The following is a 19,257-nucleotide window of genomic DNA, read 5'->3' on the forward strand; positions in this document are numbered from 1 at the left end:
AAATCAGCCGTTTTAACCGCATCGGACTAACCAGCGTTAGCGAACCGAACTTGTAACTGCCCCAAAATGTGCTTGAAAGAATAGGCGGTTAAAATCGGCTGCATTTGCTTGTTGACCAGTTTTTTCTAATGCTGTGAGCTATGCGTTTTTAACAGACCTTTAAGTTTTGGAATAATTTCCGGTGCTTCTTTTAGTTCGCATAATGGTGACAATTGATCGATTATATAAGATTGATCTAAATGCTGTGCTTGTCGGATTATAATTCCCTCGATATCCACCCAATCTTTTGGACGATCTGCAAACCCTTTCAGAATAATCAAGTCTTCGGCGGAACAAGTGATCAAGTCGAAGTCTGGTAAATATTCAAAATATGTTGCCCTATTGATCATTTCTTCTTCGAAAGGCAATCCTGATAGAGATATATCAATTGAAACCCCATTTGAAGCATAAAGTAAGAGTACTCGATTTTGAAGGGCAAATTCATGCGCCCCTGAAATACGAGGTTTAAAATTAGTCAGGAGATTTTCAATATGTTTTTCCTCTGAACCAAATCCGCACAATAAGCATAAATCAACATCTTGGGTCATCCTGATTTCTCCCCATCTTAGGACAGCCAAGCCACCAAAAAAGCAAAATTTCCAGTCCTTCTCTTCAAAATATTCTTGGAATTCAAGTGCGGCTTGAAAAAGGGGATTGGCATTTTGTGAATAAATCATTGTGAATCCTGCAAGTATTTTGAGTAATAGGATTTAAAAATGTTCTGCTGAGTTACCAATCCACTAAAAACACGAACAGTTTGCTTATCAAAAGCATATTGGAGCATATTGTTGAGAATATCTCTATTCTTCAAATAATAATCTTTATTTCGAAGTTCCATGATTTTTATTGATCTTAGAGACGTGTCTGCTTTTTGCCATGTTGCTACCCATCGCTTTGCTTGATCATTTTTATGCATTCATACCTCATTCATTACTTTTAAAAAAACTTGATCATAAATATGAACTCAAAGTCCGTTGATATAATATGATCAAAGTTACCATAAATTGCATGCTATTTTTTTAATTTCTTTATGGTCTAACATCAAGTATTTTATCCTGCGTTGAGCCCAGAAAAAACCACACATGACTGCGGTTCTTCCAGGGTTGATTACAAAGTTATAAATTGTCAAACAAACAAGCTCAATGCTGGATAAAATACCGGTTGAACGATGCCGCGGTCTATGCCTATCTCTATCCAATATCATAGTGTTGAAAATATTACCTTTTTGCTCTTTATCACTGATTTTATTAACATTTTTCAAGAATTCATCTCTTTTCATTCTTGTCCAACTCGAAAAAACTCGCCAGAGCATACGTCACCCATGGCCCCGACTGAAATTTTTGAAATTGTGACACCAAAAACATCATTTTAGACCTCTATGGTGGTCGATTCAATCCGGTAATTGCTGATCGCAACCCGGTGCGTATAGCGGCCCGGATAATCAATCACTCGTTCCGGATCGCGATAAACATCTTTGCAAACCGTAATCCACTTTTTCTTGTACAGCTTTTTCTTGAATAATTTGAACGAGTTCGCATGTTTCAAGCACTGAATCTTGCCATGAAACCCTATTTTATTCTCTTGCCAGGCCTCATTTAGATACGCTATAAATTTCTTTTTAAACAAACCCGATATCACATTCACATGTATAAAAACATGGCGTTTCTGATTTGTCTTGCGCGGGTTGAACGAGCGCCGTCATTGGATAATCCGCCTCCGGTAACCAGGCAGTGCAAATGCGGGTGATCAACCTATCAAGCGTGTTACGATACAAAAACTTGATCGCGCTACAAGCCTGCTTAAGATTGGCCTGACTGCCCTTTTTAAGCGTTTTCATAGTATAAAGATAGCGTCTGATATCATCGGCTGTTACCGATTCAGCAGGTTTTGCAATCGTCTCCAGGAATCGACATGACAAGGTTAAGCATGTATCGTTTGTCTCAGCCAAAAATCCTGTGGTTGACAAATGCCATTAGCGTTCTACCTTCAATTGTCGTCTAAACACGATACTTAAAAGCACTCCGTTTATTATCAATACCAACCAATCAATTGTTACAATGCATTGCCTTTTGATTAACCGAAATATGATATATAATTCTTTTATGAAGCAAAGTAAATTGTAGCTTTTCGCTCGCCTTGTTTATTTATCATTTTATTTTTCACTAAATATTGCAGATCTTTTTTTAAGGTATTAATAGAGATCTCAGAAAAATGCTTATTTATATCTCCAATTTTACATGGTTGATTTTCTAAAATATATGTTTTAATTTTTTGTTGTCGCTCGTTTAGATAAATTTGCTTGATTTTTGTACTGCTTAGTTTTATATTCAGTTTTATTGTAAGCAGTTTTAGTGAATTAAGAAAAAACAGCATCCATTTATCAAGTTGCTCATCTTTTGTATTCCGATTTTTTTGACATTCCATCAAGGCTGCATAATACTGTTCTTTTCTATTCTCGATTAAATGTTCAAATGAGATATATTTTACAAAATCATAATCCATTTTTATTAACAGTAGTGTCGTTAATAATCTCGATAATCTACCATTTCCGTCATGAAAAGGATGTATTGACAAAAATTCATATATGAACAAACCTAAAACCAGGAGTGGATGATATTCCTGACTTTTAAAATTTCTACTTGTCCAATTGATTAATTCATGCATTTCACTCTGGACTAAATAGGGTTCGGTTGTATTAAAAATGGTTTTTTGTGTTCCATCTGGATAATTTGCGACGACTTTGTTCGATACTTTTTTATATGCCCCTTTTTGTCCTCTATCTTTTGTAGAATATTTTAACATGACGGAATGCAATTGCATTATATAATTTTCTGACAAATCAATATCTTTACTATTTTCAATTATTAATTCCAGAACATCATAATATCCAATCACTTCCTGCTCATCTCGATTTTCGAGTTTATTTATCTTTAAATCAGAAATTAATTGTTTAACTTTATCATCCGATAGTGTTGCTCCTTCAATTCTCGTTGATGAACCAATACTTTGTATTGTAGCAATATTTTTCAATTCCTCTAAAACAGTAATAGTCTGGTCTTCAAGTACTTTCCATTTCCCTTTGAAAAAATCAATCTCGGAAATCAGTTTTAAAATTTGTTGACTGGTCCGAAATTCAAAATGTAATTTTTTATCTAGTGTATCCACAACCTATCCATATCTTATCTATTATTTATACCCACAAGATATCCATATCTTATCTATAAAACAAGTACTCATTACTATTTTTATTATAACATAGAAATCACCGGCTAAAATCGCGCGAAGCGCGGGATTAGTCCGGTGGATTTTTTTGTTAAACCATTTTTGTTTAATATATTTTCGAATTAAGGTATAAGTTTCGCCAGCACAAACCAAAATATAATACCCAGGGCAATACTTACTAATCCTAAAATACGCCCAGAAGCAATCGCTTTTTTTGCTCCCAATAATGTAACAGTTTGGGGTGTCACAAAAGGATATTTTATTAAGACGAAGCCAGATCCTGCACAAATGATGAGAACACCTAATGCACCATAGTCAATTTTAAGCCTCCAGAAAGCAATAATAAGACCAAACAGAATAGAAAGGATAAGCCCGGTTATGTAATGTTTAATGTGACTATTCGCATAGTGGACAAAATTTTGTAGTTCTTTTTCGCAGATATCTCCACATATTTTTGCTTCTTCATATTTGCCTCTAAATTGTAATTTTATTTTTTTTAACCCAGACGATTCTTTAGAGCACCAAAAACATTTTTCTGCCATACTATGCCTCCTATTTTTATCACAATAATTTATTTAATTGTGGACTAGCGTCGCGGATCAGGCGCGCTGTCAAGCGTCGCCTGCATGCTGTCGTTCGACTGCTCTGTGCCCCGGAATTTCGCAGGGGCCCGTTCACCTCTGACTGCCTTCCTCACGCATAGGCTCCCCTCGGTTATCCTTGTAATCCGACTCGATTACATACTCCCACAAGTCGGCGGCGTTGTCCGTTCCGCGATAGCCGAGATAGTACAAGTCGCCGTTGTTTCGCTTCAAGATTTCTCCGTAGCCGGAATCGTTAAAGTAGGCGTCGTCGACCGGCTTCATCTTCCAGGTCTTGCCACAGTCTTCGGTGTACCACAGGCAATTGCGCTGTTTGAACTCCAGAATCCGATCGCGACCGGTTAGGTAGATTCCGGCCCGGTTCTTTGGGGAACTTTGTCAGTTTCGGCTGCTGAACGACGTGAACGTACTTGGTGATGTCGGTCATCGGCCCCCATGTCTTTCCTCGATCGCGACTGATCCGCATCTTCGTAACGTCCTCGTCGAACGAGCGACCAACGACCATGATCGTGGCTTCGTCAACGAAGACGATTCCGGTTTCATTGATGTCGTCCTCCCGCGTAGCATACTCCGAAACCTTTTGCCATGTGTGGGCGTTGTCGTCCGACCGATACACCACCGCCCAGGGAGGGGATGGGTCGGTCAACGCTGTAATGTAAATTGAACGGCCCTCAACAGTCTTTCCGTGTGCATATGTAACACCGGCCGGGATTCCGGGCGAGGGTCCCTCGTACTTCCACGAGGCGCCGTTGTCGGTGCTTCGCCACTGACGCGTCAGTTCTTTCTCAGGCTTCTTCTTGCCCTTGATGTGTTCCCAGTTCATCGAGATATAGAGAAGATCGCCGTTCGGGCAGGTCAGCACACCGCCGTCATTCGGCTCGATTCGTTCATGCTCGGCACGCAGAGGCGCTCCTTGGACCGTTGTGCCGTCGGGCAGGCAGTTCGGCTTGCTCCAGGTTCGGCCTTCATCATCGGAAGTGTGAATGACGACGTTTCTCGGCGCAATTGCGCCGTGCTGAGTGGCCTGTGTGTAGGTCGCAATCCATCGACCGGTCTTCGTTTTCGTCAGTGAGCCGCGAGCGGCCCAGTCCAGTCCTTTCGGGTCGGCCTTGAAGACCAGCTTGCGGCTCTTGACCTTCATTCCCGCCGCAGTATCGTCCGGCAATTCAGCCGCGCAGATCGTTACCGCGGCCGTAAGGAAAGCCGCCAGCGCGAAGATCAAAGTTCTCTCTATCATAGCAATCCTCCTTCAGTTGAACGATTTAGTTAACCAGAAGGCGCGTTTTGTGCTCCGATCTGGTTCGAGTTTATTTTTCACCACGAAGAGCAGCTTTGTGGTGATTCATTCTCTTTCTCGAACGTCATCCATGAGGCGCGCCATTAGGCGTCGCCTCGATGGAATTGTTGGCATAATTCTCAGTCTTGCTGAACATCCCTGCAATTGATGAATGAAATGGGATTTCCTTTAGAGGGTTCGCTTTTGATATTTATCAGTTTTAGACCGTTCACCCATTTGAAGGTCATGCCGGTGCTGGCTTTGATGGAAACATTTTCCAGCGTTATGTTCTCTAAAGGCTTATGGCTAATTCCGTTCATACTCAAGGCAACTCTGGCACCATCACAGGTTACATTCTTGATCGTAATATCTCTAAACACAGGATAAGCCTTGCCGCCCTTGTCCGCCAGGTAGGCCCCATAGTGGGTGTTGATGCGTATTGCCTCCGCCTTGATATTCTTCATTTTGATATTCTGATACCAAATATTCTCCACAACACCGCCACGGGAAGCGTTGGATTTCAGGCGAATACCCCTGTCAGCTCCGTCGAACTCGCAGTCATGCGCAAAAATGTTGCGGACATCGCCGGACATATCACTCCCGATTACGATGCCACCATGGCTCCGAAATCCTTTGATATGACGGACAACCACGTTCTCTGTCGGCTTGCCCACCCGCCATCCGTCTTCGTTGATGCCGGACTTGAGTGCAATACAATCATCACCTGCGTTGATTTGACAGTATTCAACGAGCGCGTTTTTTGTTGAGTTCAAGTTGATCCCGTCAGTGTTTGGGCCACCTTTGGTTTCCAAGCAAAGTTTCCTTACAATCACGTTTTCGCAATACAGAATATCAAAAGTCCAGAATGGCCCGGGCGCGGCAACGGTAAAGCTCTCAAACAGAACGTTCTTGCAGTTCACGGGATTAAAGAACTGGGGTCTGAGCGCAGACTTTGGGGTGCCGTGTATTCGTTTCTCCGGTGGCAGGTTCTTACGAATTTGTGTGTCGTATATAACACGGGCCATCTTATCGTCCCGTCCCTTCCACCCCCACCAGGCTTTGCCGTGACCGAACAGCTTGCCTGGGCCAGTGATGGCAATATTCTCGCAGTCCCTGGCGTAGATAAGAGGAGAATAGTTGTAAAGTTCAAAACCGGCCCAGCGTGTGAAAACCACAGGCAGGTAGTCCTGTGGGTCATCACTGAAGTGGAGCTCAGCTCCCTCTTCAAAATGTAAATTCACATTGCTCTTCAAGTGAATGGGTCCTGTAAACCATTTGCCCTTTGGAACCAGAACTTTTCCTCCACCCGCTGCAGAACAGGCTTCAATGGCTTTCTTGAAGGCTTTGGTGTTCTTTGTCTTGCCATCCCCTTTGGCGCCATACTGACTGATGCTGAAGATTTGGTCCTTAAATACCGGTTTTTTCAACTGCGGCATCTTGAAAGGCGCCTCTATCTTCTCAATCTTCACAGGCGCTTTCTGGATAATAGCTGGCGTATCTGTTGCTCTTTCCGCTACTACTACCCGGCTTTGAATTAAGAGCAAAACACTAGTAGCCACGAGTCGTGCATAGTTCATCAAATTGAGTTTCATCTTCTTTCCTTTTCTCTGCCAACAATTAAATCAGCCGTTTTAACCGCATCGGACAAACCAGCGCAAACCAACTGAACCTGACATTGCCCCGAAATGTGCCTGAACGAATCGGCGGTTAAAATCGGCTGCATTTGCTTGTTATAGCCTTATTGTGCGAGTCCGCAAAATTTATGATAATGTTGGTGTTAGCTTGTTATGACACACTTCAGTTGAACATGTACCAATTCACTTGCTAATTTGTATATTAATTATATAGGTTCCTGAATTTTGCGGACGCACCTTTTCTGTTCCAAGCATTGTATCGTAAATGATGCTTTTCCCATCTGGAGACCATGAAGCCCGAACTTCGTTTGCGTCTTTTGTATCCAGAACTTTAACTGCTTTTTGGCTGCCGTCACTTTTAATAATGAATAGGTCATAATTGTCAGATTCCATATTTGAATAGAGAATCCATTCACCGTCCGGTGACCACGTTGGGTATTCTCCTCCCTCTGTTGTAATCTGCGTCAAGTTGCTGCCGTCGGTGTTGACTGTCCAAATGTTATAAACATTTGAAATATTGTCAATTGACTCAAACACGACTTTGGAACCGTCCGGTGAAAATTTTGGCCAACCTTCATAGGTGCGGTCTACAAGAATATACTCGGTTTTGTTTGTTGACAAATTTGTCAACCCGAGAAAATCGTCCTCACTATTCGTAGAAGAAAAATCTGCATCATACACAATATTATGTCCATCCGACGACCAGTCACCGGCTTGGACAGTTACTGTGTCCGGTGATATATGTTTTATTTCTTTATCATCAATGGATATTGTAAAAATATAATATTCTTGCTCGTCTATTCGGTTTGAGCTAAAGCCAAGGGAACGGCCGTCCGGTGCCCAAAAAGGGTGCATGTCTATGGACGCCTCAAATGTAATTTGCTGAACAGTGCTGCCGTCTTTGGATGTTATAAAAATATCCTGTCTTGTTTCTTCAGTCCAACCTGTATATGCGATCTGTGTTCCGTCCGGCGACCATTCCGGGTGCTTTCCACTGTCAATAAGCAGTTTAGGTTCTGATACATTTATTTTTACCTGTCCGTTGTCTTTTTTGAGAGGACTCAAGTCTTCTTCACACCCAACAATAAAAAGTAGGGCAGCAACGATTGTCATAATTTTTAATCTCACAATAACTCCTTTAGATCTTGATACTGAAGATCTAGTGATGAAGGTTAATTACGACAAGAATTTTCTATATTCACAATAGAAAGGTGACTAATGGCTTTGTTTGAATATCCCGTATAATTAAAGATACGAATGTAGCGAATTATATCAATAGTATTTTTAAGTGATCGATATAATTATTTAAAATTGCACATTAAATGCCGATTGGTTTTTCTGATGTAGATAATTTATTGTTGATGATAGCTATAACAATTAAATCAGCCGTTTTAACCGCATCGGACAAACCAGCGCAAACCAACTGAACCTGACATTGCCCCGAAATGTGCCTGAACGAATCGGCGGTTAAAATCGGCTGCAGTTGCTTGTTAGCAGAATATGCCGGCAATTATTGATTTATTCCGCACGTATGCTTGCGCTTATTGACGATTAATGAAATCTTTTGATATTCGAAGGACAAAATCTTTTACTTGCTTGGCATCCTTAAGCGCAAGATTCATATCTTCGTCGTTCAAGTCGAATGGATATGGATATCGAACATTAACGCTGTAGTCCGTTAATCTCAGGCATTCATCTTCGATAATTTTAAATTCGACATAATATTCGCTGCAAAGTTTATTCAATATGACCAAATCATGAGTTTTTAACACCTCATGATTATTGAGAACTAAAAAACCCTTCAAGTATTTTTCAGCAGATTGTTGACAATGGTAACAAATGATTTCAATAGGGCGGGGGTGCATTGTCAAAAGGTGATTAGCTGAGGATAAATCAATTTTTGCAATATCAAACCATTCTTGAGCAAGTTGGCTGTTATCCATTTAGCAGAATCCCCTGATTTAGAATTTTATATTCCAATGTATTTTGATGTGCAGCTCTTTGTTGAAATTCATAAGAGTCATAAATTAAAATGTCGAGGGGGATATTTAGAATATTATTGATTTCCTTTCTTATTGCTCTTATTAAATCAATCTTTCTATTATTTCCTAAATTAGTTGTTACGCATAAATCAAGGTCACTTTCAATATTGGGCTCTCCCTGTGCATAGGAGCCAAACAGAAAAATATCTTTCACTGGAAATTTCGAGTCTATTGTTGACGCGATTAAGTTTATTTGATCATTTGTTATCATGAGTTCAATTCTTATATATTTTATGAAAAGTTTTCTATACCTAACCAACAATTATGCTGTTCAATTTCCTGTTAAAGAGATGATAAAAATTTTTGATTTTCGACCCTGCTAACACTTTGCTCACGCGCGGCGGCGAGCAACCAATCAGATTGACCAACGAATTCTGCCACTGAATTTGACCTCGAAGCTGTCAAAGGCGACGGCGCCAGCCGTCGCGTGCAGCAGATTGTTGAACTAAGCCCGCCCAAAAAAGCGGGCGGGCACTTTTGCCTGATAATTGCAGCCATCGTGAACCTCACAAATCAATTATTCATTTTAAAAGGAGGTTCACGATGACTGACTGGCGTACACGTATGACTGAAGACATGCAACTCAAAGGCATGTCGGAACGAACAATTGAAATGTACATTCGTTCTATTGCTCAACTTTCAACATATTACCAAAAACCACCTGGTCAAATCACCGAAGAGGAACTGCGCCAATACTTCCTCTACAACAAAAACAAACGCAAATGGTCGCGAACCGCATGTACCATTGCATTATGCGGTATCAAGTTCTTTTTTACCCATACCCTGCAACGCGATTGGACAACAATCAGGTTTGTGCGTCCTGAAAAACAAAAATCATTACCTGTTGTATTAAGCCAGGCTCAAGTTCACAAAATTTTAAAGAACGTACGGTTTCCTCATCATCAGGCCTGTTTATTCACGATCTATTCTCTCGGTCTTCGGCTTCAAGAAGGTACCCATCTCCAAATATCCGACATTGATTCTGAACGTATGTTTGTCCATATTCATCGCGGCAAAGGAAACAAGGACAGATATATACCATTACCTCAACGCACTCTTGAATTGTTGAGAACTTTCTACAAAACACATCGAAATCCAAAATGGATATTCCCGGCACCTGGCCGTGGTGGAAACGCTATGCCAACCACTGACAAACCTATTCCTTTGACAAGTATACAAATTGCTTTCAAAGAAGCCAAGGATGCTGTTAAAATTGCAAAAAAGGTTTCTGTTCACCATCTCCGGCATTCGTATGCCACACATTTACTCGAAGCCGGCGTTGATCTGAGGTTTGTGCAAAAATATCTCGGCCACGAAGATCCCAAAACAACCATGATCTATACTCAACTGATCAATCAGAATCTGCCTGACCCAGTTCATGTGATCAATAAGGTTATGAACAGCCTGTGATCACAATGGCGGACATTATCCGCCAATATGGAAATGAAACAATTGCAAAATATAGACCAAGTATTCTTCCAAGTCATTATAAAACCATGCAGAATATTGTTGACTGTAGAACTTCTGCACTGGGTGGACAGACTTGGAAATGTGAAGAATGCCGCAAAATACATTACAGTTATCATTCATGTAGAAATCGACATTGTCCAAAATGTCAAAATGACCGCGCAAATCAATGGCTTGCCAAACAATATCAGACTCTGTTGCCGACATCCTATTTTTTGGCGACCATTACAATACCAAATGAACTGCATACCGCCTTTCAACAACATCAAAGAATGCTTTACTCGTTACTCTTTCGAGCCGCCGCTCAGGCGCTGCTAATTCTGGCAAAAGAGAAAAAATACCTCGGCGCCGATATCGGCATGATGGGTGTTTTGCATACATGGACGCGCGATCTGAGATATCACCCGCATATTCATTTCCTTATACCGGCTGGCGGACTGACCAAAGATGGCAAACGCTGGAAATGGGCCAAACCCGATTTTCTGGTGCATGTCAAACCCTTGTCAATATTGATTCGCAGATTATTCAAAGATGCTCTCATTCAGAAAAATTTGAATCTTCATCTGCCAGTCAATACATGGAAAAAGAAATGGGTTTGTCATATCAAACCAGTTGGAAACGGACAATCAGCTCTTAAATACTTGGCACCATACATCATGCGTGTAGCCATTTCTGACAAAAACATAATAAACTTACAACATGGCAAGGTAACATTCCGCTATAAAGATGCTCAAACAGATACCGTGAAAACCCGGTCACTGGATGCCAATGAATTCATATATCTGTTCTTACAACATATTCTTCCAAAAAGCTTTGTAAAAGTGCGCTATTTTGGAATATTGGCCACCAAAAAACGAGGTGAATTGGCATATGTCAAAGAACTGATCGGTGAACGTTTACAAACAAATATTGATGATTTAATCACAGACGATAAAATCATGAAATGCCCTGACTGCGGACATGCACTGATTTTTGTCGCGGAAATCCCGAAAACAAGAGGACCTCCAAATATTGGGCTTACAATCTCAAAACTTTAAAAAATCATTTTCAATGACATGGGTGACGTATGTCTTTTATATTAGAAAACAGTAGTTTTGCCTTGTTTACAGCTTATTTTGAACCTTGCTCAGGATTTGATACTATTCATTTTTCTAGTATTTTTTCCGAGATATATTTTCTGAACAGTTTTTAACTGTTGTGTAGAGTGCCTTCCCAAAAATGTAAATTCCATTAACTTACAACTCCACTACTAAAACTCGCTACGAGTCGTTAGGGCCAAGTCCAACCCCGCGTTCGCATATCGACCTTCACTGCGTTCAGGTCGAATGCAACGCTTATTCGTTAGCCGTTTACTTGAAATGATCTCATATACTTTAAAAAGTCTGTGCTTGATTTTGCAAATTTTTATCTATGCCCAATTTACACAGCAAAAAAGTTAGCGAGCTCTTCTTTGAAGGAAGTAATATCTTTATTGCTTAATTTACCAAATTGCTTAACGATAATCTTTTTGTCGATGGTTGCGAATCTCATACGAATCATTGAAGGTTTTGGCAAATTTGCTTTTTGCCACTCTTGAATATGATAATCGCCTAATTTAACTTTTATATCAATTTTGCTGGTGATAAAAGCAATAACAATATCTAAGCCTTTATTATATTCATCTGGTGAGACGACGAGAGCGGGGCGTTTTTTAGACGAAGATAGGTCTGTAAATGGAAATGGGACAAGGACAATGTCCCATTTTTTATAATGTATTGTAGATTTCATCTTCTTCATTATCCCATTCTGAGAATGAAAATTCTGACATTTTCATGATCTCTTTTAGGTTTTCGCTTTCTGAAAGATTAATCAATACATCCTTTTTTTCGTCAATATAGTTTTCAATTAATTCAGTTAGAATACTGCTCATTGATTTGCCTTCAATGGATGCAATAATTTTTAATGCTTTTCTTTTATTGTCATCTATTCTTACACTCATAACACTCATAATAAATCTCCTTTTTGTAGTCTTACCTACAAAAAGTAAGGTAATCATTATTAAATGTCAATGATTAAATTAAATTGCATATACAAATATTTCGTTGTGCTTGAGATTGTGATGTTTTATCAGGCTATTTTCATCGAAAACAATTTACGATTTGCTTTTTTTACGGCTAACATCAAGTATTTTATCCTGCGTTGAGCCCGGAAAAAACCGCACATGACTGCGGTTCTTCCAGGAATGATTACAATAGTTATAAATTGTCAAACAAACAAGCTCAATGCTGGATAAAATAACGGTTGAACGATGCCGCGGTCTATGCCTATCTCTATCCAATATCATAGTGTTGAAAATATTACCTTTTTGCTTTTTATCACTGATTTTATTGACATTTTTCAAGAATTCATCTCTTTTCATTCTTGTCCAACTCGAAAAAACTCGCCAGAGCATACGTCACCAATGGCCCCGAGTGAAATTTTTAAAATTGTGACACCGAAAACATCATTTTATACCTCTATGGTGGTTGATAAACCGGTAATTGCTGATCGCAACCCGGTGCTTATAGCGGCCCGGATAATCAATCACTCGTTCCGGATCGCGATAAACATCTTTGCAAACCGTAATCCACTTTTTTTAATATGCCATGATCCAAACTGTCGAAAAACTTGCTCACATCTGCATCCACTATCCAGCGAATATTCTGCCTGTAACATTGTTCTCTGAGTTCCTTGATGGCCTGGTGAGGGCTGCGCCCTTCACGAAACCCATAAGAAAAATCATAGAAATCCTGTTCGTAGACCGAACTCATAACCATACTGACTGCCCGCTGCACAACCTTGTCCTCGAATGTTGGCATACCCAGAGGACGTTGACATAACAAAGCAGGAAGCAGCTTCATTATGCCCGGGGTGTTTTGTCAACCGGTTACCCCATCGTTCTTTGGTGTGAATACAAGGAAACAGAAGGCTCTCCCAAGTTCCCAGGCTACTCTTTTGAGTACATGATCTGGTCTTAGACCCCGGTGGTGTCTCATGAACTCGCCACTTGCGTTCATGAGACTGCTGCCTTCCAAAAAATGCAGTCCGTCGGCTTTTCAAAGCGAATACCGTTCGCTCCTTATCCTTATGTCCACAACTATACATATTTCGGGGCTCAATACAGACCCTGCACCCTCGATTCCCTCAGCTTCGTACGCCCGTTACCGGGCTTGCACGTGAGGTTCACTACTGCCCTGTTGGCTAAACTTTGAGCAGGTGGGACTTGCACCCACTGGGTAACGTAATCGTATTTCAATGAACTTTGCCATCTCCCAACGATCTGGATTTAGCTTGGCACGAGCAAAATTGTGTTATGCAAAATTATGATTTACCTGATTTTTCCAAATTTATTATTCTACTTTAAATCCAAATAAATCTAATGATACAGCCATCCATTTGGCCACGTGATATGATCCTTGAGGAATTGGCTCGTTATCATAGTCTAGTTCTACATTTGAATGCTGATATACTAAATCAAAAGCCGATTCTGCGTCTGGTACTACTACTAATGTTTCCTTTGGATTCAAATTCAAGTGTTCAACTTTTATTCTCCATTCACGTTCCCACGTGTAATCAATCCCTTGATCTGGTTCATATCGTACATGTCTATATTTTAATTTGTCAGGTAATAATTTAAAATCACTTTCAGGTTGATAAATTACCGGTCTACCACCTTTTGAAAAAAGCCATTCTTTTTTTACAGCTACTCCATATGGTTCATAACGAGTTTTATCGTCTAACGATTCCGCAATATTTATTAAAGAAAACAATGACGCTAACTCTGATATTGGAGATTCTGTAAAACATATACATTTAAATCCACCACGAATATTATTCGATGAGCCCTTAAGTGAACCATCAGATAATATTTTCTCAAGAACCGATAATGCGCTTTGGGGCAATGTTCTATTATATTTATCATTTTTGATTTCAACTTTTGAATCTGGTTTTCTTGTAAAATGGAAGAGTAGGTTCCCCAAATCTCTTCGCACTAAATTTATTCTTTTTTGTAAGCGATTTTCATTCATTTATAATTTTGTCTTTACTTGCATAACGTTATATTATGCATTACTAGTTAATCATATGGTTTTCTATCGAGACATGTCTAGTAATAGTAACCATAATCAGATATTTTTATTTTTTCGATTTTTTTTCTATATATTTAATGATCCAAATATCACTTTTATCGTTGTGTTGCGGATTGTTTTTCCTGAAAGCTAGAATAATTTGTTCATCAGTAAATTTATTGTATTTTGGATAGTTTCTTCTAAGATTTGGGAAAAATGTTTCGGGTATTGTTGGTACGGGTGTAAGTTTGTTTGTTATTTGAGGCGAATTTACATTTATTTTTAAACTTTTAAATTTATCTAATATATTTTTTATTGCTTTCTGGGCTGCAATATTTTCAACGTTTTGTCCAATTTCAGAACCACGTGCAGAACCAGCCCAGACAATTTGACCGGTTTCACAATCAATAAGCTTAAGTGAGATTGCAGCCTTTGAAATAGGCATATAAGCTGGATCTGCCCCTTGAACAACCTGTATATTGGTTTGGATACATTGATATTCACTTATTGAACCTGTTAAAATTGCTTGAACCCCTAATACTTTTCCAATTGATGGAGCAGTACTTTCGTCTATAAAACCAGTCATGCCTAGTTGTTGCTCTTGAAGTATATGCATTGTTTGTGATCTATCTATAATGTTATACTGCGAATTTATTAATTGCATAGAGAGCATATCTGCTACTTGTATACCTGAACCTGGTCTATTGGGATAATCGGTTAATGGGAAAACTGCTATACGATTATATTTGCTATAATCAATATCATTCCTTACAAATACTTCGCTACTAGCACATTGAAGAAAAATGTAAATTGTAATTGTGATTAAGATTTTATACCATTTCATGACATCACCTATTTAGAAATGCATAACCCAGCATCAGCGGCGGCGCGCAGCGCCGTCTGCTGCATGCTGTTGGGCCTACATTGAGTTATGATTGCGCCAATCCTCGTAATCATGGATAAGTTGTCCTGTGGTGTGTTCCCGAGCTCAACCAATAATAACTAACTGCATCTCACGAGCCCGCCTTTACAAAATGAAGTATAACTTCCTCTCGCATCCGATTCTGCATTCTATCCCCGGCTTTTATAGATTCAGGAGGCGGCAAATAGCGTCGTCTTGTTTCAATTGGACGAGTAGTACGCGAAACAAGCGTAAGCCCATGTTGCTTTGCGAGAGAAGCCAGGGCTTCCGAGTTTTTTATAAAGACGCCGCGTATTGTTGAGTCACCAACAACAAAGATCGCTTTCCCATTCACCTTCAATACGCGGGCACATTCTTTTATAACTTGCTTCATATCCAAAACATAACGACGTATCATGCCCAAGTGTCGTTTACTCATTTCGTCAAGGGTTGCCATGGAGGACATGGCTTCCTGAATTGCTATATCTGTGGAATGTTTTATTGATACTTCCGCCCCAATGTTGCCCGATCTGATTGATCGAATTTCAGGGATCTCGTGTCCCATCCAAACAAGCGACAGTTTGTGGCCGCGAAGATAGTCTATGGCGTTCAAATACGGCGGGGATGTAAGGATAATATCCATACTTGAGCTTTCAATAGGCAATGATCTTGCATCACCATGCTGGACATTTACAGAAGGAGCGACCTTGGCTTCCATTGTAAATGGGCAGTTTTTTACCACTGTTGCCACGGCTTTCTGAAAAATATTGAACGGCTTCACAGGTGCAACAGCATAAGCACGATGGGGCCTACTATGTGAGACATCCCTTGCAAGCGAAACCCCCGCGGATTTCGTTATTATCATTCGCGAGAATGCGCACCACAAAAACATTCTTTCAGATTCAGACCGCACCCTTGAGATACAAGTCGATAAAGCGGTCAAATCACGGCGTGTTTCGGGATCGAACCAGAAATCGATGAACTTGCGGGTCTCGACGTCAGCGCCTTTAGGATATGAGTTTTCAAGCCTCAAGCATTTGGCAAGTTCTATTGCTCGCTCTAATACGAGTTTGGCGCGACGCAAGACCTTTTCTGGATCGGCATCGGCGCACCAAGTGCGCGAAATTAACAGCGCCAGTGGATCTGTATCACATCCAAAAGCGTGATGCCCTCTCATCCTTGCGCAGGCAAGCGTTGTTCCCGATCCTGACATCGGATCGAGAACTTTCAAGGAATCGCCTTGCGACGGCAGTGCATCCCACACAATCGAAGGCGCCATCCTTGCCGGGAATGGATGAACAGGTCGAATGTGAGCTTTTTGCGTTGCCGGAATCATATGTGTATTGTCCTTCTTTCCGCTTCGGGATATTGACCAACAGCCGTCTGTATATCCTGTAAAATCAAATCGGGCCTGCGGTTGATTTCAACGGTGTTCTCACGAGCATACACAACTCCGCTTGCAAGTACCTGCATTGCTTTGCAGCAGTCGACTAGTTCAGCCTTTGACATTCTTACCGGAGGCTCTCGATGCCGAAGCTCGGTCACAACGGCGGCATATTCCACTGCTTCATTCGGAACTTCTTCTGCCAATTTCCAAATAGTTTCAAGTATCTCTTTGTACGGCCTTCTTTCTGGTTCCTCTTCGGAGAGGACATCTACCCAGTCCTTACTTTCTTCAGGTGTAACACAGTCTCTGAAAAGGCCACGAAGGCGGCTGAGACCACCAATTCGCTTTGCCGAAGCGATACGGATCAATCGCGCCAAGTCGTCAATATGCATCAGCGTGATTGTTCTTCTTGTCTTTTCCTTGTGGTTGTTGATATCACGGACCGTGGCTGAATTTACTTCATTCGAGGTAGCAAAGCCATTTCCGATCACCAAATGATGGTCGCATCTGTAATCTTCCATGTGCCTTGCAATTCCCGATACATTCAGGCGATGAGCCGAAACAGTCTTACCGCTCTTTGCCTCAAGGCCGACTTTATAACGTTGAACGGAACCATCTTCCGATGCGGCTAAATGGGCTTCGGCTGTGCCATCCGGCTTGCCGCTTCCGCCGATGCGAATTACATTCGCAAAACCCATTGCCTCAAAAGCTGCGCGCATTTCTTCTTCCAGTTCGTTTGCGTCGTCACGAGCTTCGGTGAGCGCGAGTGCAATCATGCCGGCCGTTCGGCGCGCAGAGGATCTGACAAACTGTCGTAGCAGCTCGTCACGTCTCCCAATCGCATCGCGAATCACGCTTTCATCCAAGCCCATGTGGTATAAATGGGCCTCAAGGAGGATTTCCGCCATGACTACCATTTCGAGAGGAAGGCTTCGGGCAGGATCGGAAAAGAATTCCTGAAAGGCAGCGATGAAAGGATGGGAAGAATTAACGAGAAGTTTGCCTTCTCGAGCATCGAAAACCGCCAGACCGTCCTTCGAGTCCAAGACGCTGATCTCTAAGCGAAGTAAGCCATCCGCGCCTTCAGCCTGTTCCTGCAGGGTCTTAAGTAAGGCGGCATTCTCCTCAGCGGACAGTCCGGATGGGAAGCGAAGATAAAATGGCGTCGCCCGATTTTCGGCAACCATCCGGGCCAGCGCCAACAGGGGCTTTCTTGTCAAACTGCCCGGAGCTGCGGAGATACTGGCAAACATTCGGGCTGATGGCGTTTGTGTGCGGTCATGTTCCACGAGCTTGTTGCGCGCCATATTAAAGGCGGCACGTAGGAAATTCTGAACAGCTTCATACAAATCGCCTTGTTGAAACGATTCTCGTGAAGATCGGAGCGCTTCATCCAAACTGTCGATATGAACGACCATCCTGAAACGAGAAAACGTGCCATGCCGTAAGAGATTCCGCTCAATGCCAAATCCGGGATCATCAACATTGACCCTTCGTCCTCTGACATAAACGAAGAATCCACTGCTTTGCTCAAACTTTTCTTTCCCTCTATCAAGTTCATCTGCGAAAATCTCGATATACCCCGTAATCCTGCCTAGTAATTCCTCGTGATAAACTCCATAGCGGTGAATGGAATCTTCCGATTCTCTTGTGTCCTCACGCGCAATCAATCCTGTCGGGCATGGTGGCGACATTGCAATGACATCTTTGCCAAGGACAAGCTTCTTGAGGGGGCGATCCATTTCGGGAGGTGTTATCGGATCACCATCAAGAAAAAGCCGAAAATCGATCTGCTGAGGCATGGCGGTTCTCAAAACCCACCTAAGGCGCCCAATCTTGACCTTTTGGCCCATTTCTTTGAGGTTCGACATAATCGCGACGGTCCACGATTCAGATGCTTCTTCTCCAAACAGCCTGAGCGCCTGATAACCGTCCTTATCCCCACGGGTCCAATACTGAACTGCCTCTCTTGCCTGTTCCATGGTCAACGTTCGTAATGGTATCTGGATCGTTTGCTCATCAAAAACGCCCTCAGAGGCATCGGTGACGCTTCCGGTCAAGTTGGAATAATCCATTGTTGCGGCATAATACGTATCGCCGGATTTACTAATATGGGTCAACTTTGCAGCCAGGACGTATGTTGACAACTTGCCGATTCCGAATCTCCCGATGGGCTTACGTCTCGAAGAACCACCGGCTCTTCGCCGTGTGCTTTCTCCAATGATCCAATGCTTCTTCAAACCGTCTCCATTCATTCCCTCGCCATCATCAATGATTACGATTGTCGCGTCTGGAGCTCGGAGATCCGGCGCGAGTAAGATGTGAACATTGTTTGCGCCGGCGTCGAAGGAATTGGAAACGAGTTCTTCAATAGCCTTGTTAGGACTGGAATATAGCCCTTCCGAGAATAGCTGTATGATTCGATGGCTGATTCGGACATCTATTTGGTCCGTTGTTGCGCCCGCTGTCGCATAGGATGCTGTCTTATCAGGAATCGGCATTACTCGTTGTTCCTTTCCAGAACCAGATCGCGATCATCTACAAGGCAAACGATCTTGTTCATTCTAAAACTGTGTGCTTGTTGGTTTCTCAAGAAGTTGTT

The 19,257-nt window shown here is 41.6% G+C and carries 22 protein-coding genes; 2 read left to right on the forward strand and 20 right to left on the reverse strand.

Annotated features, from left to right (window positions below; translation table 11 throughout):
- Positions 1 to 125 precede the first annotated feature (125 nt).
- From U5R06_17885 to U5R06_17945, 13 genes are all read right to left on the reverse strand, one after another.
- Positions 126 to 716, reverse strand: a complete 591-nt coding sequence (locus U5R06_17885; GenBank protein MDZ7724618.1) for a nucleotidyl transferase AbiEii/AbiGii toxin family protein — start codon at positions 714 to 716, stop codon at positions 126 to 128.
- On the reverse strand, positions 713 to 955 hold the full coding sequence (locus U5R06_17890) for a hypothetical protein (protein ID MDZ7724619.1): 243 nt from the start codon (positions 953 to 955) through the stop codon (positions 713 to 715). The genes U5R06_17885 and U5R06_17890 overlap by 4 nt, the downstream gene beginning before the upstream one ends.
- Positions 956 to 1,033: 78 nt before the next feature.
- Complete coding sequence (locus U5R06_17895) at positions 1,034 to 1,318, reverse strand: hypothetical protein (protein ID MDZ7724620.1); 285 nt, start codon at positions 1,316 to 1,318, stop codon at positions 1,034 to 1,036.
- Between the two features lie 89 nt (positions 1,319 to 1,407).
- Complete coding sequence (locus U5R06_17900) at positions 1,408 to 1,683, reverse strand: transposase (GenBank protein MDZ7724621.1); 276 nt, start codon at positions 1,681 to 1,683, stop codon at positions 1,408 to 1,410.
- Positions 1,658 to 1,987: a phage integrase N-terminal SAM-like domain-containing protein gene (locus U5R06_17905; GenBank protein ID MDZ7724622.1), complete on the reverse strand. Its 330-nt coding sequence runs from the start codon at positions 1,985 to 1,987 to the stop codon at positions 1,658 to 1,660. The genes U5R06_17900 and U5R06_17905 overlap by 26 nt, the downstream gene beginning before the upstream one ends.
- A gap of 152 nt (positions 1,988 to 2,139) precedes the next feature.
- On the reverse strand, positions 2,140 to 3,204 hold the full coding sequence (locus U5R06_17910) for a Fic family protein (GenBank protein ID MDZ7724623.1): 1,065 nt from the start codon (positions 3,202 to 3,204) through the stop codon (positions 2,140 to 2,142).
- 179 nt (positions 3,205 to 3,383) lie between these two features.
- The gene (locus tag U5R06_17915) at positions 3,384 to 3,803 is read right to left on the reverse strand and encodes a hypothetical protein (GenBank protein MDZ7724624.1); all 420 of its coding nucleotides are present in this window, start codon (positions 3,801 to 3,803) and stop codon (positions 3,384 to 3,386) included.
- 132 nt (positions 3,804 to 3,935) lie between these two features.
- A complete protein-coding gene (locus U5R06_17920; protein MDZ7724625.1) occupies positions 3,936 to 4,076 on the reverse strand; it encodes a hypothetical protein in 141 nt (46 codons plus the stop codon).
- Between the two features lie 22 nt (positions 4,077 to 4,098).
- Positions 4,099 to 5,100 carry a sialidase family protein gene (locus U5R06_17925; GenBank protein MDZ7724626.1) on the reverse strand — a complete coding sequence of 334 codons (1,002 nt, stop codon included), beginning with the start codon at positions 5,098 to 5,100 and terminating at the stop codon, positions 4,099 to 4,101.
- 179 nt (positions 5,101 to 5,279) lie between these two features.
- A complete protein-coding gene (locus U5R06_17930) occupies positions 5,280 to 6,731 on the reverse strand; it encodes a glycoside hydrolase family 28 protein (protein ID MDZ7724627.1) in 1,452 nt (483 codons plus the stop codon).
- A gap of 225 nt (positions 6,732 to 6,956) precedes the next feature.
- Entirely contained in the window at positions 6,957 to 7,901 is a 945-nt protein-coding gene (locus U5R06_17935) for a hypothetical protein (GenBank protein ID MDZ7724628.1), read from the reverse strand.
- Positions 7,902 to 8,314: 413 nt separating this feature from the next.
- The gene (locus U5R06_17940) at positions 8,315 to 8,716 is read right to left on the reverse strand and encodes a HEPN domain-containing protein (GenBank protein ID MDZ7724629.1); all 402 of its coding nucleotides are present in this window, start codon (positions 8,714 to 8,716) and stop codon (positions 8,315 to 8,317) included.
- Positions 8,709 to 9,026: a nucleotidyltransferase domain-containing protein gene (locus U5R06_17945; GenBank protein MDZ7724630.1), complete on the reverse strand. Its 318-nt coding sequence runs from the start codon at positions 9,024 to 9,026 to the stop codon at positions 8,709 to 8,711. The genes U5R06_17940 and U5R06_17945 overlap by 8 nt, the downstream gene beginning before the upstream one ends.
- 332 nt (positions 9,027 to 9,358) lie before the next feature.
- Between U5R06_17945 and U5R06_17950 the strand changes: the two genes are divergently transcribed.
- A complete protein-coding gene (locus U5R06_17950) occupies positions 9,359 to 10,225 on the forward strand; it encodes a site-specific integrase (GenBank protein ID MDZ7724631.1) in 867 nt (288 codons plus the stop codon).
- A gap of 5 nt (positions 10,226 to 10,230) precedes the next feature.
- Positions 10,231 to 11,319 (forward strand): IS91 family transposase, encoded by a 1,089-nt coding sequence (locus U5R06_17955; protein MDZ7724632.1) that lies wholly within the window; start codon positions 10,231 to 10,233, stop codon positions 11,317 to 11,319.
- Positions 11,320 to 11,701: 382 nt separating this feature from the next.
- Here U5R06_17955 and U5R06_17960 read toward each other — a convergent pair whose 3' ends face one another.
- From U5R06_17960 to U5R06_17990, 7 genes are all read right to left on the reverse strand, one after another.
- Positions 11,702 to 12,049: a type II toxin-antitoxin system PemK/MazF family toxin gene (locus U5R06_17960; GenBank protein MDZ7724633.1), complete on the reverse strand. Its 348-nt coding sequence runs from the start codon at positions 12,047 to 12,049 to the stop codon at positions 11,702 to 11,704.
- Positions 12,027 to 12,269, reverse strand: a complete 243-nt coding sequence (locus tag U5R06_17965; GenBank protein MDZ7724634.1) for a hypothetical protein — start codon at positions 12,267 to 12,269, stop codon at positions 12,027 to 12,029. Before U5R06_17965 ends, U5R06_17960 begins: the two co-directional genes overlap by 23 nt.
- Before the next feature lie 571 nt (positions 12,270 to 12,840).
- The gene (locus tag U5R06_17970; protein MDZ7724635.1) at positions 12,841 to 13,161 is read right to left on the reverse strand and encodes a reverse transcriptase/maturase family protein; all 321 of its coding nucleotides are present in this window, start codon (positions 13,159 to 13,161) and stop codon (positions 12,841 to 12,843) included.
- Between the two features lie 489 nt (positions 13,162 to 13,650).
- Complete coding sequence (locus U5R06_17975) at positions 13,651 to 14,328, reverse strand: hypothetical protein (protein MDZ7724636.1); 678 nt, start codon at positions 14,326 to 14,328, stop codon at positions 13,651 to 13,653.
- Positions 14,329 to 14,434: 106 nt separating this feature from the next.
- A complete protein-coding gene (locus U5R06_17980; GenBank protein MDZ7724637.1) occupies positions 14,435 to 15,211 on the reverse strand; it encodes a CsgG/HfaB family protein in 777 nt (258 codons plus the stop codon).
- Between the two features lie 169 nt (positions 15,212 to 15,380).
- Positions 15,381 to 16,604 carry a hypothetical protein gene (locus U5R06_17985; GenBank protein ID MDZ7724638.1) on the reverse strand — a complete coding sequence of 408 codons (1,224 nt, stop codon included), beginning with the start codon at positions 16,602 to 16,604 and terminating at the stop codon, positions 15,381 to 15,383.
- Entirely contained in the window at positions 16,601 to 19,156 is a 2,556-nt protein-coding gene (locus tag U5R06_17990; GenBank protein ID MDZ7724639.1) for an ATP-binding protein, read from the reverse strand. The genes U5R06_17985 and U5R06_17990 overlap by 4 nt, the downstream gene beginning before the upstream one ends.
- Between the last annotated feature and the right edge of the window lie 101 nt (positions 19,157 to 19,257).

Source organism: candidate division KSB1 bacterium, assembly GCA_034521575.1.
In the GTDB taxonomy this organism is placed as follows: Bacteria; Zhuqueibacterota; Zhuqueibacteria; order Residuimicrobiales; family Krinioviventaceae; genus JAXHMJ01.

What these genes read in the sequence shown, in the direction of transcription:
- U5R06_17890 (MDZ7724619.1), bottom strand. Translation starts at nt 955, where the DNA reads ATGCATAAAAATGATCAAGCAAAGCGATGGGTAGCAACATGGCAAAAA.
- U5R06_17930 (MDZ7724627.1), bottom strand. Translation starts at nt 6,731, where the DNA reads ATGAAACTCAATTTGATGAACTATGCACGACTCGTGGCTACTAGTGTT.
- U5R06_17895 (MDZ7724620.1), bottom strand. Translation starts at nt 1,318, where the DNA reads ATGAAAAGAGATGAATTCTTGAAAAATGTTAATAAAATCAGTGATAAA.
- U5R06_17990 (MDZ7724639.1), bottom strand. Translation starts at nt 19,156, where the DNA reads ATGCCGATTCCTGATAAGACAGCATCCTATGCGACAGCGGGCGCAACA.
- U5R06_17950 (MDZ7724631.1), top strand. Translation starts at nt 9,359, where the DNA reads ATGACTGACTGGCGTACACGTATGACTGAAGACATGCAACTCAAAGGC.
- U5R06_17975 (MDZ7724636.1), bottom strand. Translation starts at nt 14,328, where the DNA reads ATGAATGAAAATCGCTTACAAAAAAGAATAAATTTAGTGCGAAGAGAT.
- U5R06_17885 (MDZ7724618.1), bottom strand. Translation starts at nt 716, where the DNA reads ATGATTTATTCACAAAATGCCAATCCCCTTTTTCAAGCCGCACTTGAA.
- U5R06_17970 (MDZ7724635.1), bottom strand. Translation starts at nt 13,161, where the DNA reads ATGAAGCTGCTTCCTGCTTTGTTATGTCAACGTCCTCTGGGTATGCCA.
- U5R06_17925 (MDZ7724626.1), bottom strand. Translation starts at nt 5,100, where the DNA reads ATGATAGAGAGAACTTTGATCTTCGCGCTGGCGGCTTTCCTTACGGCC.
- U5R06_17940 (MDZ7724629.1), bottom strand. Translation starts at nt 8,716, where the DNA reads ATGGATAACAGCCAACTTGCTCAAGAATGGTTTGATATTGCAAAAATT.
- U5R06_17960 (MDZ7724633.1), bottom strand. Translation starts at nt 12,049, where the DNA reads ATGAAATCTACAATACATTATAAAAAATGGGACATTGTCCTTGTCCCA.
- U5R06_17980 (MDZ7724637.1), bottom strand. Translation starts at nt 15,211, where the DNA reads ATGAAATGGTATAAAATCTTAATCACAATTACAATTTACATTTTTCTT.
- U5R06_17915 (MDZ7724624.1), bottom strand. Translation starts at nt 3,803, where the DNA reads ATGGCAGAAAAATGTTTTTGGTGCTCTAAAGAATCGTCTGGGTTAAAA.
- U5R06_17945 (MDZ7724630.1), bottom strand. Translation starts at nt 9,026, where the DNA reads ATGATAACAAATGATCAAATAAACTTAATCGCGTCAACAATAGACTCG.
- U5R06_17985 (MDZ7724638.1), bottom strand. Translation starts at nt 16,604, where the DNA reads ATGATTCCGGCAACGCAAAAAGCTCACATTCGACCTGTTCATCCATTC.
- U5R06_17955 (MDZ7724632.1), top strand. Translation starts at nt 10,231, where the DNA reads ATGGCGGACATTATCCGCCAATATGGAAATGAAACAATTGCAAAATAT.
- U5R06_17965 (MDZ7724634.1), bottom strand. Translation starts at nt 12,269, where the DNA reads ATGAGTGTTATGAGTGTAAGAATAGATGACAATAAAAGAAAAGCATTA.